This window comes from Paraburkholderia sediminicola (assembly GCF_046030555.1).
In the GTDB taxonomy this organism is placed as follows: Bacteria; Pseudomonadota; Gammaproteobacteria; order Burkholderiales; family Burkholderiaceae; genus Paraburkholderia; species Paraburkholderia sediminicola_E.
In genome coordinates this window covers 85455-100462 of the sequence record NZ_JAQQCH010000018.1, presented here as the reverse complement: position 1 = coordinate 100462, position 15008 = coordinate 85455, and the positions used below count along the sequence as shown (strand labels likewise).

General features: G+C 62.9%; 15 protein-coding genes. 5 read left to right on the top strand and 10 right to left on the bottom strand.

Annotation, left to right across the window (positions count from 1 at the left end; translation table 11 throughout):
• Positions 1-27 precede the first annotated feature (27 nt).
• Positions 28-1497 (top strand): glutamate synthase subunit beta, encoded by a 1470-nt coding sequence (locus tag PQQ52_RS24145; protein WP_408216841.1) that lies wholly within the window; start codon positions 28-30, stop codon positions 1495-1497.
• 158 nt (positions 1498-1655) lie between these two features.
• On the opposite strand, the gene PQQ52_RS24140 is transcribed toward PQQ52_RS24145, so the two are convergent.
• Positions 1656-2921 carry a D-amino acid dehydrogenase gene (locus PQQ52_RS24140; RefSeq protein ID WP_408216839.1) on the bottom strand — a complete coding sequence of 422 codons (1266 nt, stop codon included), beginning with the start codon at positions 2919-2921 and terminating at the stop codon, positions 1656-1658.
• Between the two features lie 17 nt (positions 2922-2938).
• Positions 2939-4198, bottom strand: a complete 1260-nt coding sequence (locus PQQ52_RS24135; RefSeq protein WP_408216838.1) for an MFS transporter — start codon at positions 4196-4198, stop codon at positions 2939-2941.
• Positions 4199-4449: 251 nt separating this feature from the next.
• Here PQQ52_RS24135 and PQQ52_RS24130 point away from each other — a divergent pair, with 251 nt between their 5' ends.
• Positions 4450-5376 (top strand): tyrosine-protein phosphatase, encoded by a 927-nt coding sequence (locus PQQ52_RS24130; protein ID WP_408216835.1) that lies wholly within the window; start codon positions 4450-4452, stop codon positions 5374-5376.
• 215 nt (positions 5377-5591) lie between these two features.
• Here PQQ52_RS24130 and PQQ52_RS24125 read toward each other — a convergent pair whose 3' ends face one another.
• The 3 genes from PQQ52_RS24125 to PQQ52_RS24115 all read right to left on the bottom strand — a co-directional run bounded on the left by PQQ52_RS24125 (position 5592) and on the right by PQQ52_RS24115 (position 8250).
• Positions 5592-6863, bottom strand: coding sequence for an ATP-binding protein (locus PQQ52_RS24125; RefSeq protein WP_408216832.1), 1272 nt, complete (start codon positions 6861-6863; stop codon positions 5592-5594).
• Positions 6860-7600, bottom strand: a complete 741-nt coding sequence (locus tag PQQ52_RS24120; protein WP_408216830.1) for a response regulator — start codon at positions 7598-7600, stop codon at positions 6860-6862. The genes PQQ52_RS24125 and PQQ52_RS24120 overlap by 4 nt, the downstream gene beginning before the upstream one ends.
• 428 nt (positions 7601-8028) lie before the next feature.
• The gene (locus PQQ52_RS24115; RefSeq protein ID WP_408216930.1) at positions 8029-8250 is read right to left on the bottom strand and encodes a hypothetical protein; all 222 of its coding nucleotides are present in this window, start codon (positions 8248-8250) and stop codon (positions 8029-8031) included.
• Here PQQ52_RS24115 and PQQ52_RS24110 point away from each other — a divergent pair.
• The 3 genes from PQQ52_RS24110 (at position 8249) to PQQ52_RS24100 (ending at position 9939) form a co-directional block, all read left to right on the top strand.
• Positions 8249-8416: a DUF6726 family protein gene (locus PQQ52_RS24110; RefSeq protein ID WP_321207320.1), complete on the top strand. Its 168-nt coding sequence runs from the start codon at positions 8249-8251 to the stop codon at positions 8414-8416. The two genes, PQQ52_RS24115 and PQQ52_RS24110, sit on opposite strands and share 2 nt — an antisense overlap.
• Positions 8417-8429: 13 nt before the next feature.
• The gene (locus tag PQQ52_RS24105) at positions 8430-9140 is read left to right on the top strand and encodes a hypothetical protein (protein WP_408216827.1); all 711 of its coding nucleotides are present in this window, start codon (positions 8430-8432) and stop codon (positions 9138-9140) included.
• 127 nt (positions 9141-9267) lie between these two features.
• Positions 9268-9939, top strand: coding sequence for a flagellar basal body L-ring protein FlgH (locus tag PQQ52_RS24100; protein ID WP_408216824.1), 672 nt, complete (start codon positions 9268-9270; stop codon positions 9937-9939).
• A gap of 66 nt (positions 9940-10005) precedes the next feature.
• On the opposite strand, the gene PQQ52_RS24095 is transcribed toward PQQ52_RS24100, so the two are convergent.
• The 5 genes from PQQ52_RS24095 to PQQ52_RS24075 form a co-directional block, all read right to left on the bottom strand.
• Entirely contained in the window at positions 10006-10746 is a 741-nt protein-coding gene (locus PQQ52_RS24095; protein ID WP_408216821.1) for a response regulator, read from the bottom strand.
• 93 nt (positions 10747-10839) lie between these two features.
• A complete protein-coding gene (locus PQQ52_RS24090) occupies positions 10840-11481 on the bottom strand; it encodes a hypothetical protein (protein ID WP_408216819.1) in 642 nt (213 codons plus the stop codon).
• Between the two features lie 79 nt (positions 11482-11560).
• Entirely contained in the window at positions 11561-12022 is a 462-nt protein-coding gene (locus PQQ52_RS24085; protein WP_408216816.1) for a hypothetical protein, read from the bottom strand.
• 233 nt (positions 12023-12255) lie between these two features.
• The gene (locus PQQ52_RS24080; protein ID WP_408216919.1) at positions 12256-13029 is read right to left on the bottom strand and encodes an SDR family NAD(P)-dependent oxidoreductase; all 774 of its coding nucleotides are present in this window, start codon (positions 13027-13029) and stop codon (positions 12256-12258) included.
• A gap of 59 nt (positions 13030-13088) precedes the next feature.
• Entirely contained in the window at positions 13089-14840 is a 1752-nt protein-coding gene (locus PQQ52_RS24075; protein WP_408216813.1) for an ABC transporter ATP-binding protein/permease, read from the bottom strand.
• Positions 14841-15008: the final 168 nt, after the last annotated feature.

Here is a 15008-nt window from a genome sequence, read left to right as displayed (position 1 = left end):
CCTGATACAGATAGAGAAGAGAACCACATGGGCAAGGCAACCGGTTTTCTCGAGTTCGAGCGCCGCCACGAGGCGTACGAAGCTCCGCTCACGCGTGTGAAGCACTACAAGGAATTCGTTGCGGCGCTGACCGACGACGAAGCAAAGATCCAGGGCGCGCGTTGTATGGACTGCGGTATTCCGTTCTGCAACAACGGCTGCCCGGTGAACAACATCATCCCGGACTTCAACGACCTGGTGTTCCATCAGGACTGGAAGACCGCGATTGAAGTGCTGCACTCCACGAACAACTTCCCCGAGTTCACGGGCCGCATCTGCCCGGCGCCGTGCGAAGCGGCATGCACGCTCGGCATCAACGACGACGCGGTCGGCATCAAGTCGATCGAACACGCGATCATCGACAAAGCGTGGACCGAAGGTTGGGTCGCGCCGCTACCGCCGAAGCACAAGACGGGCAAGAAGGTCGCGGTGGTTGGTTCTGGCCCCGCTGGTTTGGCCGTTGCGCAGCAACTCGGGCGCGCGGGGCACGATGTCACCGTATTCGAAAAGAATGACCGTATCGGCGGCTTGCTGCGCTACGGCATTCCTGACTTCAAGCTGGAGAAGTGGCTGATCGATCGCCGCATGCGCCAGATGGAAGCCGAAGGCGTGACGTTCCGCGCCAACGTGTTCATCGGTAAGGCGGATTCGCTGCCGGCACACATTGGTAATACAGCGAAGGAAACGATCACGCCGGCCGAGCTGAAAGAACAGTTCGACGCAGTGGTGATCGCCGGTGGCTCGGAAACGCCGCGCGATCTGCCGGTGCCGGGCCGTGAGCTGGAAGGCATCCACTACGCGATGGAATTCCTGCCGCAGCAGAACAAGGTCAACGCCGGCGACAAAGTTGCGAACCAGTTGCTCGCCAAGGGCAAGCATGTGGTCGTGATCGGTGGCGGCGATACGGGTTCGGACTGCGTCGGTACGTCGAACCGTCATGGCGCGAAGAGCGTCACGCAATTCGAACTGCTGCCGCAACCGCCGGAAGAAGAGAACAAGCCGCTCGTGTGGCCGTACTGGCCGATCAAGCTGCGCACGTCGTCGTCGCATGACGAAGGCTGCTCGCGTGATTGGGCGGTGGCGACCAAGCGCCTTGAAGGCAAGAACGGCAAGGTCGAGAAATTGATCGCCGCGCGCGTCGAATGGAAGGACGGCAAGATGCAGGAAGTGCCGAACTCCGAATTCGAAATGAAGGCGGATCTGGTGCTGCTGGCCATGGGTTTCACGCAGCCGGTGTCGCCGGTGCTCGAAGCGTTCGGCGTCGACAAGGACAACCGTGGCAACGTGCGTGCGTCGACCGAAGGCGACAAAGCGTATTACACGTCGGTGGACAAGGTCTTCACCGCGGGTGATATGCGTCGCGGCCAGTCGCTGGTGGTGTGGGCGATTCGCGAAGGCCGTCAGTGCGCACGTTCGGTCGACGCGTTCCTGATGGGGCATTCGGAACTGCCGCGCTAACGTCTCAGGTTGGTTTGCGCCTGTTGGCGCAGAAACCAGCTAATCCTTGCAGGACGAGGTGGAGACGACAAAGCGGTACATAAGCAGCACACCAAAGCGGTAGAAAACAAAGCCGGGCGCCTGAAAGGGTGACCCGGCTTTTTAACGTCTGCCCGCGGTTACTTCCGATAGCGCGCCAGCGTCAGTCCATCGAGATCGATTTCCGGCTTGCGCAGCGTAATCAGATCTGCGACCACGCGGCCCGATCCCATCGACATTGCCCAACCCGTCGAACCGTGCCCGACGTTCAGCCAGAGATTGTCCACGCCGGACGGGCCGAGCAACGGCGCGCCATCGGGCGTCATAGGACGGCGGCCTACCCAGAAGTGCGCGGAAGTCGGATTGGCCGCGTGCGGAAACCAGTCGCTGAGCACTTTCATCAGCGTCTGCAAGGCCTGCTCGCGCAAGGTTGTCTGGCGACTGCCGAGTTCCGCCGTGCCGGCCACGCGCAGGTTCGTGCCGAAGCGTGTGATTGCTGTTTTCAGCGACTCGTCCATCAGGGCCGCATGCGGGGCTTTTTCTTCGTCGGTGACGGGCAAAGTCGCCGAATAGCCTTTGACCGGGTAGAGCGGCACTTTCACACCGAGCGGTGCGAGCAGCGCCGCACTGTCGACGCCCAGCGCCACGACCACCGCATCCGCTAGCATCGTCTCACTGCCGCGTTCGCTCTCGATACGCACGCCGCGCACCGTACCGCCTTGCACATCAAGCGTCGTGACGCGTGTGTCGAAGAGAAACTGCACCCCGTTGCGCTCGCAGATCGCACGAAGTTCACGGGTGAAGCGGGCGCAGTCGCCGGCTTCGTCGTCGGGGAGATAGAGACCCGAGAGCGGTGTCTGACGCGCCCAGCGCAAACCCGGTTCGATCTCGACGCACTGTGCCGCGCTGACTTCACGATGCACGATGCCCGCGTCGCGCAGAATAGCCAGCGCCGGTTGCGCCAGTTCGACGTCGTACTCGCTGCGGAACAACTGCAGATAGCCCTGGCTGCGGCCATAGTCGAACGGATGACGGCCACGGAATTCGTGCAGACAGTCACGGCTGTAATAAGCGATGCGCTGCATGCGCTGCTTGTTGACGCGAAAGCGTTCGAGGTCGCATTCACGCAGCCAACGCGCGATCCAGTGCCATTGGGCCGGATCGAAAGTGGGGCGGAAGATTAGCGGCGAGGCTGGCTTGAACAGATATTTGAGGATCTTCGCCGGCATGCCGGGCGCGGCCCACGGCGTCACATAGCCCGGCGCAATCACGCCGGCGTTGCCGAAACTGGTGGAGAGCGCGACGTCCGGCTCGCGTTCGATCACGGTAACGTCGCAGCCTTGCTGACGCAGATAAAAAGCGGTGGCGACGCCGATCACGCCGCCGCCCAGAACAATCGTTTTCATGTGTGTGTACAGCGATTTCAGGCGGCAGGGCTGGTCGCGCCGAGCACTTTGCCCTTGGTTTCCGGCAGACATATTGCGGCGACGATCACCAGCAGATAGCCCGCGCCGGCGACAATTCCCATTGCCTTAACAAGCGTCATGGTTTGCGACAGTGTACCGACCAGGATCGGAAAGAACGAGCCGAGGCCGCGGCCCAGGTTGTAGCAGAAGCCTTGCCCCGATCCACGGATCGAATTCGGATACAGCTCCGACAAATAGGCGCCGACGCCCGCGAAAATTCCTTGCACGACGATGCCGAGCGGGAAGCCGAGTGCGAGCATCATGCCGTCGGTGATCGGCAGCATTGTGTAGACCATGCCGAGCACGAACGAGCCGATTGCGAACAGTACGAACGACGCGCGCCGGCCGATCTTGTCGCACAGAATCGCCCCGACGATATAGCCGGTGAACGAGCCGACGATCAGCACGATCAGATAGCCGCTGGTGTTGAAGACCGACAGATGGCGCACGGTTTTCAGATAGGTCGGCAGCCAGGTAGTGATTGCGTAATAGCCGCCGAGCATGCCGGTGCAGAGCACGCTGCCTAACAGCGTCGTTTTGAGGTGCGGGGAGGAGAATATCTGCAGGAAGTGTGAGGTGTCGAAACCGCTTTCGCGGGCGCGGCGCGTTTCGAGGAAGATTTCCGGGTCGCTGACGTTGCGGCGGATGTAGATGATCCACAGCGCGGGCAGCAGGCCGATCCAGAAGCAGGCGCGCCATGCGTACTGTTCCGGCAACAGCGCGAAAAACGCCCAATAGATGATCGCCGCCGCGGCCCAGCCGAAAGACCAGCTGCTTTGCACGGTGCCGACCGCTTTCGCGCGATGCTGAGGCGAACGGATGGTTTCGGCCATCATGATCGTCACGACCGACCATTCACCGCCGAAGCCGATGCCTTGCAGCGTGCGCGTGGTGAGCAGTTGCCAGAACGAGTGGGTGAAGCCGGACAGGCAGGTGAAGATCGCGAAGGTGGCGATCGTCCACTGGAGCACACGCACTCGTCCGTAGCGGTCGGCGAGGATGCCGGCGAGCCAGCCGCCGATCGCCGACGAAATCAGCGAGCTCGTCGCGATCATGCCGGCTTCGCTTTTGGTCATGCCCCACGTCGCGATCAGCGTCGGAATGAGGAATGAGTAGATCATGAAGTCGAAGGCGTCGACTGCGTAGCCGCCGAAGCCTGCGTAGAGGGTGCGGCGTTCGCGTTGGGTCAGTTCAGTGAACCATTGGAGAGAGGGCATGTTTTTTTGTGGTCTCCGGGTGGTTTTTGTCTGCCGGTGCCTTCCGGCGGTTTGATAGGGGGTTTTTGTATTCTAAGGGGACGAGGTGTTGTGAGGCCAGTTGTGGTCAAAAATGGCGGCAAGTAAGGAATTTCGTTCCGGTTTCTTACCAACTACTACGATGTAACCCAAAAATTATTGACCACGGTTAAACTGCGCCCGCAGCACTCGAGCTGCGAAAATCCTCCTCCCGCCCGCGCTCGCCACCCTTAATGCTCGTAACCGCAAAAACCTGCTCGCCATCCCGCCTCTCCGCGAGTACGCCTTTGCGGGCACACCAATCGCGCCGTGCGTTCCTGAAATCTTCGGCAAGCGTGCTGCTGCTTTCTGGCGTGAGTGGTTCGTTGTTGTCGGCTTGCGGGGGCGGAAATCTGGACACTAATGTGCCGGAAACGCCACGTCTGACGTCGGTGAACAACTTTCGCGATGTGGCGGGTGCGGCTGCCGGCTACCCCACAGTCGACGGCAAACAGATGCGCCGCGGCGCCTTCTATCGCGCGAACGCGCTGACCCTTAGCGCCGCCGACGCAACCGCCCTCGAGAAACTCGGCATTGCTTCCGTCTATGATCTGCGCACGCCGGGCGAAATTGCGCGTACTGCGGATATCCTGCCGGCCGGCGCCACATCGCAAGCGCTCGACGTCTTGGGTACCAGCGACTTCGTCGCGCCAAACTTCGATACGACAGCCGCCGCAATCACGTTCATGGAAGCCCAGGCGCGTGCCTATGTCACCGGCGCCGCCCAGCGTGTCGGCTACGGCGAGCTCCTCACGCGGCTCGCCAATGGCACCGGCGCGCAACTGTTTCATTCCAACGCGGGAAAGGATCGCACCGGTTGGGTCGCGGCACTCCTGCTCAGCATTGCCAATGTGCCGCTCGACGTCATCATGCAGGACTATCTGCTCAGCAACGTCTACCTGGCCCAATCGATTGCGGCGCAGACCGAGACGTTGCGCGCGCAGGACGGCGACGCGGTCGCAACGATCGAGTCACCATTGTTCAACGTCCAGGAAAATTATCTGCAAGCGGGGTTCGATCAGGTGCAGGCGAGCTACGGCACGATGGCGAGCTATCTGACAGAAGGCCTTGGGATGTCTCAAGCTACGATCGACGCTCTGCGCGACCGCCTGGTCGCCTGACGGGCTTTCATCTGTAGCTCCCCGCACCCGGGGTTGCGCGGAACGCGTCGGCAGGTATAGACGAAAAAAAGTCCGCCCCAAATAACTGGGCGGACGGAGAAGGGCGGCATCGAGGTTGCCGGGGGCGACTATAAGGCCATAGCCATCGCCAAACCCCCTCCAGTAAGGGCGCGTAAGTGCCCGCGCTCAACGCAGCTTTCCCTTCTTCAGCATCCTCACGTGTAGGCTGGTCCAACCGGCAATTCGATCCGTACTTCCAGCCCGCCTTGCGCGTGATTGCGCACATGGCAGCGTCCGCCGCGATCGTGCGCGAGCCGCGCGACAATCGCGAGACCCAGCCCGCAATGACCTTCGCCGCCGCGCGCGGCATCAAGTCGTACGAATGGTTTCATGGCCGCGGCAATGCGGTCGTCGGGAATGCCCGGGCCGTGGTCGCGCACGCTGATCACCCAGCGCCGGTCCGTGCATGCCGTGGCGATATCCACCGGCGGCGAGCCGTGTTCAAGCGCGTTGTCGACGAGGTTCGTGACCAGCCGGTCGAGCAATGTGCGTGGCAGCGTAAATGACGAACCGGCATGCAGAGCGAGCGTGAACAGCGGCGTCTCGGCGTTGTCACTGGCGGAAAACTGCTCCTGCAGGAATTCGTCGACTCCGACTGGCGGCCCCGCGTCGGCGGACTGCCCGGCAAATTCCAGAAACTGCTGGACGATGTTGGTCAGCGAGTCCACGTCGCGGATCAGTCCGGCCCGTTCGTTCTCCGCGACCAGCACGCTCGCACGCAATTTGAGCCGCGTGAGCGGCGCTTTCAGATCGTGTGCGACGCCGGCCAGCATTACGGCCTGATCGTCGCCGGCCTCGTTCAGACGCCGCATCATGTCGTTGAAGGAGCCGATCAGATCGCGCAGTTCACGCGGGCCTTGCACGGTCACCGACTCCGGCCGGCCGCCTGAACCGAACGCGCGGGCGGCATCGGCCACGCGCGACAAAGGCCGCTGCATCTGCCAGACCGCGAACAGCGACAGGATCAGCGCAGCCAGCAGCATCGAGATGGATTCGACCAGGAAGCGCGGGCGCGGCGGAACGTCCACCGGCACAACGACCCAATTGGACTTGCCGGGAAACAGCACCCATAACTGCGGCGGGCGCAGGTCGTCGACGGCGATTTGCGTGCCGGGCGGCAGGTTCTCACGCAACTGCCGGCTCAATTCGACCAGCGGATGCATGGTCGGCGCGTGCAGATGAACGCTCGACGGCATGTTCCAGGTGGGCACAAGGTGCACACGCATGGCGGGCGCGAGCGCAGCGCCCTTCATCGGTTCGCCGTTGATTGCCTGCAGTACCAGCAGAATGCCGCGCGCGAAGCCGTCGATTTCGTGGCGCGGCGGCTGCATCACCACCAGCACGAACCATCCAGCCTGAATCGCGAACAACACCGCCGTGGACAGCAACGCCATTCTGCCGAACAGCGTGTTCAGCGGGTTTCTCATGCGCTTGAGGCAACCTCGTCGGCGAACGGCGTGCCGTCGGCGTCGGGCACGAACACGTAGCCTTTGCCGCGCACCGTCTGCACGTAGCAGGGATTGGACGGGTCGTCTTCGATCACGCGGCGCAGGCGCCAGATCGGCACGTCGAGGCTGCGGTCGCGGAAGGCGAGATTGTCGCGATGCACGAGATCGTGAATCAGCACGCGCGACAGCACCTTGTACGGATTGTTGACGAAGATCTTCAGCAGAGCGAACTCACTGTCGCGCAGCGGCAGCTTCGAATCGTCGCGCGACAGCGAGCGCGTGGCGAAGTCGAGCTCGAACGGGCCGAAGCGATACGGCTTGCGGGATTCCGGCGCGCTGGTGGTGGAGGGCCCGCGGCGGCGCAGCACCGTATGGATGCGCGCGAGCAGTTCGCGCGGATCGAACGGTTTGGTCAGGTAGTCGTCCGCGCCGAGTGAAAGCCCGACAATGCGGTCGGCCACCGTACCGCGCGCCGTGACGAAGATCACCGGAATGTCGTCGCCGGCGGCGCGCAACGCGGTGAGCGCGCGCAAGCCGTCGGTGTTCGGCATCATGATGTCGAGCACGACGACCGACGGCCGTTCACGTTCGAGCCGGCGTTGCAAATGGGTGCCGTCATGCAGCACCGACGCATCGAAGCCGTTCGTCTGCAGAAACTTGCAAAGCAGATCGCGTACGACCGGATCGTCGTCGACGATAAGGACCTGTGGATTCATGGCGAAATTCTAGACTGCCTCGCGCGACGCGCGACCTGGTGTTTTCTTACCAATACTTACGTAAAGCCGCGCTGGGCCGGCCGATTCGGGCGTCGAGCTCGCTACCAAAGGCTCACGCCATATTTCACGTTCGCCATATTTGGCAACGCGTTGCCGGCGTGCAGCATGGCGCGCCAGTCATTTTGCATCGCCTAAATTCCGCCGATGAAAGAATCCGCGCGAAATTGCTACTGCCGGCAATGAGTCGCAACGGGTCGTAAGAACCGCCGGAAAGCGCGCGTTCCTTCGTGCATCGCCATCGCGTGTGCGGCGAGATGATTCGTCGTGCAGTACGTTGCGTCGCATGCCGAAAACAGCCTAACGCCTTGGGCCCACGGCAGGCGGCGTGAAATCAAAACCTAGCGCCACGCGAGGCTCATCATGACCGTTCACAGCAATCTCACTTCAACCCGCTTTTCTTCGCTCGCACCGACGCGGGCTGCGGAGAAGCCTGCCCCCTCAAGTACGCCGTCGGCCGCGCCGCAGGAACGGGAGTCCGCCACCGAGGCACTGCCTTCGCTGCCGTCCGGGCTTGTCGGACATAACGTCAACACGACTGCCTGACGTACCGAGGCCCGTGTGTCGACCCCGAGCATTCCTGATCGTTTCATCCGAGTCGCTGCGTGGTTGACGCTCGGCGCGGCGTTGCTGCCTCTCGGCGGCTGCGCCGTCGCCGCGCTGCCGTGCCGGCTGACGTCCGCCACGCTGAAAATCATCCCGGTCGTTGGCCATGCCGCGGCCACACCGTTCGACATGTGTTCATCCGCCATCGACTGAAATCGACTGAATCATGACACCCAAACGGATTGCCTGCGTGTTGGCGCTGCTAGGCGGCGTGTTCTCGATGGCTGCCCAGGGGCAGCCGGTCGCGCGCGAAGCGGGTGCGGCCAGCGGCGCGTCGAAGGGCGCTGCCGCTGAGGCACGCCGGCGTTCGCCGGACAAGCCGTTCGCGTTTCGCGGCATAGCACTCGGTATCACGCTCGACGAGTTCCGCGCCGGCTCGAGCGTGCGGGCCACACCGCTCGGCAGTGTGCCCGTCTGCGAGACGGATGTGCAGGCGGGCGCGCTCGGCATGCGGCTGAAATCGCAGGAGAGTCTGACGGTCGCGTGCCGCTGGGCGCATCGGGCGGACGACGGCTGGGCGGTGTCGCAAGCGGTCGTCGACGGTGTGCCGGCACAGGAGCATGTGCTGCGCTTTGCGCGTGCCGATGGGCAGAGCGCGCTGCGTCTGTATGAGATTTCTTTTGTGATCGACGAGATCACCGCCGAAGACCTGCGCGACGCGCTCGCGGACCGTTATGGCGCGCCGCGTCTGGTGACGCAAAGCGTGTCGTCGGGCGCAATGCCGGTCTATGTGTGGGAAAACGCAGTGAGTTCGATCACGTTGTGTTTTCTGACCGGGACCCGCAACGGCACGCTCACCTATCTGCTGAAGGGCTCGGACGCATGGGTGAAATCAGTCGTTCGGCAATGGCAGGCAAGCGGTGCCGAGGCGGGGTGATGTGCTGCCTCATCCGCCGCTCTGTTTGCGGACTTGCACGTGGTTTCGATTGCATCGTTGAGCGAAGCGTCGGCCCTGCAACCGCGAAGTCCGTTTTCAATCCGGCCGATCGGGCCAGGGAGCATGTATGACTGCGCTACGTCTCACTGTTGCGCTAGGCGCGGCGGTCTATCTCGCGGCTTGTTCGAGCGGCCAGCAGCCGTCGATTGTCGAAACGCCGATGTCGCCGCCGCTCACGTCGGCGCCGCTGAACGTCAATACGCAGGGTGCGATCTATCAGGCCGGCTCGCCATTGCTGCTCTACGAAACGCCGCGTGCGCAACATATCGGCGACGTGCTGACGATCCGCCTGGCGGAGTCGTACAGCGGCAACAATAGCGCGACCGCCGCCGCGAGCCGTTCGAGCAGTATTACCGCGACCGCCGCCGATCAGTCGACCAACGCCGCCGCACGGCTCGCGAGGCTGTTCAACATCGGCTCCGCCAGTACCGACTACAAAGGGCAGGGCAGTCTCACCGACACGAGCGGTATGACAGGTACGCTGGCCGTGACTGTGATCGGGACCATGTCGACGGGCAACCTGGTGGTATCGGGCGAGAAGATGATCGCGATGAGCGGCAACCGCGACCGTCTGCGCCTGTCGGGCATCGTCAATCCGAAGGATATCGAAGCAGGCAATTATGTGGCGTCGAGCAAGGTCGCGAATGCGCGCATCGAACAGGCCGGCGTGGGGATGGTGTCCGACTCCACCACGATGGGCTGGCTGCAGAGAATGTTTCTGAGCGTGCTGACTTTTTAGGGCCGATGCGGTGCGCGCGCTGGGGCACGCGAGATGCGTGACACACCGCGCACATTGTCCTGGGTCCTACGCAAGCGGCGGCGCGTTGCGTTCCGCCGCGCCGATTTCACCGTCCGGCACGAACACATAGCCGCGTCCCCAGACGGTTTGCACATAGCGAGGCTCGGACGGATCCACCTCGATCAGCCGCCGCAGACGCCAGATCGATACGTCGAGACTGCGATTGCGATGCGCCTCGCTATTGCCGTGCAGTTTCTCCAGCAACTGCGCGCGCGTGAGTACGGTCATCGAGTGCGTGACGAACACTTTGAGCATCGCGAATTCGCTTGAACGCAGCGCGATGCGCTCGTTATCACGGCGCAATTCACGCGCAGGGAAATTCACCTCGAAACGGCCGAAGCGATAGGGCGCGCGGTGCTCAGGCGCACTCGGTGCAATCGACCCGCGGCGGCGCAGGACCGTGCGAATCCGTGCGACCAGCTCGCTCGGTTCGAACGGCTTGCCGAGATAGTCGTCGGCACCGAGTTCGAGGCCGATCACGCGGTCGATCGGGTCGGCGCGCGCGGTCAGCAGGATCACGGGAATATCGTCGCCGGCGACGCGCAAGGCGCGCAGCGCGCTGATACCGTCGAGCTCCGGCATCATGATGTCGAGCACGATCAGCGCGGGACGCTCGCTTTGCAACGCGCGTTGCAGCGCCATACCGTGTTCGAGCGTGGATACTTTGAAGCCACGCCCTACCAGATATTCGCTGACGAGCTCACGTACGACAGGGTCGTCGTCGACGACCAGAATGGATTGGTTCATCCAGCTCATCTTAGTGATCCGCGCGAGCGGCGCAAAGCGCATAACACTTTCGAATCCTTTCTCGTGTAAGAGAAAGCAAGCAGGGTGACGCGCTTAATTTGCCAGGGATGTCTGGATGGTCTGCATCGGCTGCCGGGCCAGATCGGTTTGATCGACCACCATCTTGTCGATCAAACCATTGAGCTTGGTCGATGCGGAAGAGAAGCGGTCGGTGTTGAGACCGCCGGTCTGGTAACGCGCGGTGACGAGAATGCGCCCGTGCTGGATCAGCGTCAGATCGATGATCGACAGATACTGGATCGTTTCGTCGCTAAATGAGCGGCGGCCGTAGTCGGTCGCGGCGTTATAGACGAGGCGCGCCTCGCATCCGGCCGGCGAGGTGCCCGGATTGTAGACGTCCGAACGAATGCCGTGCCGGTCGAGTGCAAGTTGCAGCGCCGGCACGAAATCGCCGACCGATACCATTTGATTCACCTCGATGCAGACGTTATGCACGTCCGCCGGACGGCCGTTAACGAAGGTCGGCGATGAATAGTTCGCCGCAATTGCGTAGCCCGCCTGAATCACCGAGCCGGTTGCGTCGGCTGCTGAGATCAATGTCCATGCGCAGCCATTCAGACCGAATGCGAGGATCGCCGAGGCGGCGAGCCATGCGCAGGGCCGCCGCAACATGACCCACGCGGCCCAAGGGGCCCGCGTGGAAGCGTAAGCGCGCAAGCTCGGCATGGAGGTCATGATGCGGTGCCTGGTGGCGGTGAATAAGTGCGGCGAATAACAGCGGATCGCAGCGGATAGTGGCAAAAACGAGCCACGCTCAGCGCGTGACGCGCAGGCGCAATTCGTTCTGCCCTTGCACGCTTGCCGTCACGTTCACGCGCCGATCGTCGGTGGTCACGATGAAATGCTGACGCGTCGGCGTGTTGACATCGTGTACGACGTTCGGGAAGCAGGCGGCAATATCGGCGCCGATTTCTTCGAGCGGATCGTTGACGACACCGTCAGCCTGCCAGTGCGCGCGCCAGTGGCAATCGTAGGCGTGTGTATTCGCGCGGCAGTCGTCCGCGGCCGACATACCCGGCAGTTGCGCGGCGGGTTGCGCGTGCAACTGTTTGAAGTCGGGCGCGTCGACGATGTGTTTGAGCGCGGGGCAAACATCCGCCGGCTCGTTGGGCTGGGTGGCTTGCGCGGCGTATGCGGCGCTCGTGAGCAGCATTGCTGCGCCAAGAGCAAGCGCTGCGCGCTGGGTCAAAAGATGGGGGCGGCGATCGAATGACATGTGCGGAGAGTCCAGTATCAGTGAGTGGCGAAGCGGGCCGGACGTGGTACGGCCCGCACGACTATCGTCGCTGCTACAAGGGCTTTTCAAAGCGGGGAACAGCTTGTCCGCTTCGCAAATGCTTTCGAACTCTTCTCGGGTGTTTCCGGATGTTGCGGGGTGTTGCCTGGCTGTGCGGAGGATGGTGAGCGTGTGCGGCGCGCGCAGGATTGCGCTAACGAGCGGTGTGTTGCCTAGCCGAGCGTGAGGCCGCCGTCGATATGGATCACCTGGCCGGTGATGTGACGCGCTTCATCGGAGAGCAGAAACGCGATCAGCGCCGCGATATCCGCGGGTTCGGCGACGTGACCAAGCGGCGTCGCTTCGGCGGCGCGGGTCCACGCCGATGCATTATCGGCAGTTGGGCCGCGATCTTTACGGGTATAGCCGGGCGCCACGCAATTGACCGTCACGCCATGCGGCGCAAGTTCGGCGGCCGCGGTTTTCGCCAGCGATTCGAGCGCCGCTTTTGCCGCCGCCGTGGCGGCGAACGGTGTATCCGCACGATAGCGATGCGCGACGAACGAACTGAGCGCAACCACGCGACCCCGTTTCGAAATTTCCAACGCGGGCGTCGCACGTTTGACGAGCGCGGCGAACGCGGCCGGCATGGCGGCGAAGGCGGCGCTGAACGCATCCGCGTCGAGTGCGTTGAGCGTTTGCCGTTGCGCGTGGCCCGCGTTCGCGACCAGTTGATCGAGCGCGCCGAAGCTCGCGAGCGTTTGATGAACCACGTGTTCGGCGGCGCCGCGTTCGGCCAGATCGCCGAACACCGTCGCGCAGCGCGCGCCGTTCGCGCTGCAATCGGCGGCGACTTGCGCAAGACGCTGGCGCGATTCGTCGTCGGCGCCGCGTGCGTGCAGCATCAACGCGGTGCGCGGCGCGGCAATGCGCCGGGCCAGTGCCGCGCCGATGCCGGAGCCCGCGCCGGTGATCAGGACGACGCGATCGAGTCCGGCGTCTCTCATGCCAGCCGTGCTGCTCGCATCACCGGTGCCGCTCATGTCGCTCGCGTTATGCATGCTGTTCACGCGGCAATCGGTTCGCCCGAACGCTCGACGTCGAGCGTGTCGCCATGGAACGCCGCCAGCGATTCGCGATGCGCGACGCTGACGATCGCGGCCTTCGGCAGCCGTTCGGTGAACAGGTGATAGAGACGTGCTTCATTTTCCGAATCGAGCGCGCTGGTCGCTTCGTCGAGGAACAGATAGTCCGGCTTGTGCAGCAGCACACGGGCGCCGGCCAGACGCTGTTGTTCACCCGGCGAGAGGATCCGCGTCCAGTGTCCCGATTCCTGCAGGCGGTCGGCGTAGTCCGACAGGTGGCAGGTGACGAGCGCTTCGCGGCATTCGTCGTCGGTGTAAGTGTCCGAAGAGGACGGATAGGTGAGCGCGGCTTTCAGCGTGCCGATCGGCATGTAGCTGACTTGCGGAATGAACATCATGCGGGCGTTGACCGGCGCGTCGATCGAGCCGTCGCCAAACGGCCACAGGCCGGCGAGCGCGCGCATCAGCGTGCTCTTGCCCGAGCCGGACGGACCACGCACCAGCCAGCGCGAGCCCGGCTTGATCGCGATATCGCGGATGCGCGACAGCGGATTGCCGTTCGGCAGCGCAAGCTGGAGGCCTGCGGTGGAGAGCTTGTCTTCGTCGACAAAATGCAGATTGATGCCGCCATGCGCGGTAGCGGGCGACACCGATTCCTTCAGACGCGGCGCATGCACGATGCGCTTGAATTCACGCAACCGGTTCACGGTAGCGCGCCATTCGACCAGGGTACCGTAACTGTTGATGAACCACGAAAACGAATCGCTGACGGTGCCGAATGCGCTCGAAATCTGCATTAGCACGCCGAACGTGAAAGCGCCTGCGAAGTAACGGGGCGCCGCTACCACCAGCGGAAAGATGATCGCGATCTGACCATAGAAGCTCAGCACAAAGGTGAGCCGCTTGGTGTACTTCATCACCTGCCACCAGTTGTCGCGGATGCGGCCGAACAGCGAGTGCGTGTTCTTCTTCTCGGTCTCCATGCCGTCGTAGAAAGCGATCTGCTCGGCGTTTTCACGCAAACGGATCAGACCGAAACGGAAATCCGCCTCGACTTTCTGAGCCTGGTAATTGATCGACACGAGCGGATGACCGACCTTCTGGATGATCAGCGAGCCGATCACGGCGTACAGCGCCGCTGCCCACACCATGTAGCCCGGAATCTGCACCGGCATGCCGCCGAGCGAAACGGTCAACGCACCGGCCAGCGCCCACAGGATTGTGATGAACGAGACCAGTGTGACGACCGTGGACAGCAGATCGAGCGTCAGCGAAAGCGTGGTGGTGGCGAACGATTGCAGGTCGTCGCTGATCCGCTGGTCGGGGTTGTCGGCGAGCCGGTCGCGTTCGATCCGGTAGAAGGCGCTGTCGCGCAGCCATTCGTTGAGATAACGCGTGGTCAGCCATTGGCGCCAGCGGAAGCCGAGCATCTGACGCAGATAGCGACCGTATACCGCAAGGATGATGTAGCCGAACGCGAGGCCGGAAAACACCATCAGCAGATGCGGGAAGTCGTGGATGTTCTTGGTTTGCAGGGCGTTGTAGAAGTCGGCGCTCCAGCGATTCAGGCGCACGTTGATCCACACGACGAGCAGATTCATCACGATGATCGCGATGAGCAGCGCCCACGCCGTTTTTCGTTCTTCGGAAACCCAGTAAGGTTTGATCAGGCTCCAGGCGGAGACTTTTTCGTCCGGCGGCAGCGCGGGGCTGGAAGCGGTATTCGGTGTCATGAGCATCCTGGTGAAGTGCTGGCCCATGCCGGGCTGGCCTCATTCGGGCCGGCCCAACGGTGGGTTTGCGGTGCGTGCCCCGGGCGTCGTGCTCGACGAACGCACGTCCGGGTGAGCGTCCGATTCTGGCGCGAAGCCCTTAAGTGAAAATTAATTCCGCTTGGGGGC

Excerpts from the sequence above, each read along its gene's own strand:
- PQQ52_RS24115 (WP_408216930.1), bottom strand. The coding sequence starts at position 8,250 with ATGAAACGATCAGGAATGCTCGGGGTCGACACACGGGCCTCGGTACGT.
- PQQ52_RS24075 (WP_408216813.1), bottom strand. The coding sequence starts at position 14,840 with ATGACACCGAATACCGCTTCCAGCCCCGCGCTGCCGCCGGACGAAAAA.
- PQQ52_RS24140 (WP_408216839.1), bottom strand. The coding sequence starts at position 2,921 with ATGAAAACGATTGTTCTGGGCGGCGGCGTGATCGGCGTCGCCACCGCT.
- PQQ52_RS24120 (WP_408216830.1), bottom strand. The coding sequence starts at position 7,600 with ATGAATCCACAGGTCCTTATCGTCGACGACGATCCGGTCGTACGCGAT.
- PQQ52_RS24130 (WP_408216835.1), top strand. The coding sequence starts at position 4,450 with ATGCTCGTAACCGCAAAAACCTGCTCGCCATCCCGCCTCTCCGCGAGT.
- PQQ52_RS24135 (WP_408216838.1), bottom strand. The coding sequence starts at position 4,198 with ATGCCCTCTCTCCAATGGTTCACTGAACTGACCCAACGCGAACGCCGC.
- PQQ52_RS24090 (WP_408216819.1), bottom strand. The coding sequence starts at position 11,481 with ATGACCTCCATGCCGAGCTTGCGCGCTTACGCTTCCACGCGGGCCCCT.
- PQQ52_RS24145 (WP_408216841.1), top strand. The coding sequence starts at position 28 with ATGGGCAAGGCAACCGGTTTTCTCGAGTTCGAGCGCCGCCACGAGGCG.
- PQQ52_RS24085 (WP_408216816.1), bottom strand. The coding sequence starts at position 12,022 with ATGTCATTCGATCGCCGCCCCCATCTTTTGACCCAGCGCGCAGCGCTT.
- PQQ52_RS24105 (WP_408216827.1), top strand. The coding sequence starts at position 8,430 with ATGACACCCAAACGGATTGCCTGCGTGTTGGCGCTGCTAGGCGGCGTG.
- PQQ52_RS24095 (WP_408216821.1), bottom strand. The coding sequence starts at position 10,746 with ATGAACCAATCCATTCTGGTCGTCGACGACGACCCTGTCGTACGTGAG.
- PQQ52_RS24100 (WP_408216824.1), top strand. The coding sequence starts at position 9,268 with ATGACTGCGCTACGTCTCACTGTTGCGCTAGGCGCGGCGGTCTATCTC.
- PQQ52_RS24080 (WP_408216919.1), bottom strand. The coding sequence starts at position 13,029 with ATGAGAGACGCCGGACTCGATCGCGTCGTCCTGATCACCGGCGCGGGC.
- PQQ52_RS24125 (WP_408216832.1), bottom strand. The coding sequence starts at position 6,863 with ATGAGAAACCCGCTGAACACGCTGTTCGGCAGAATGGCGTTGCTGTCC.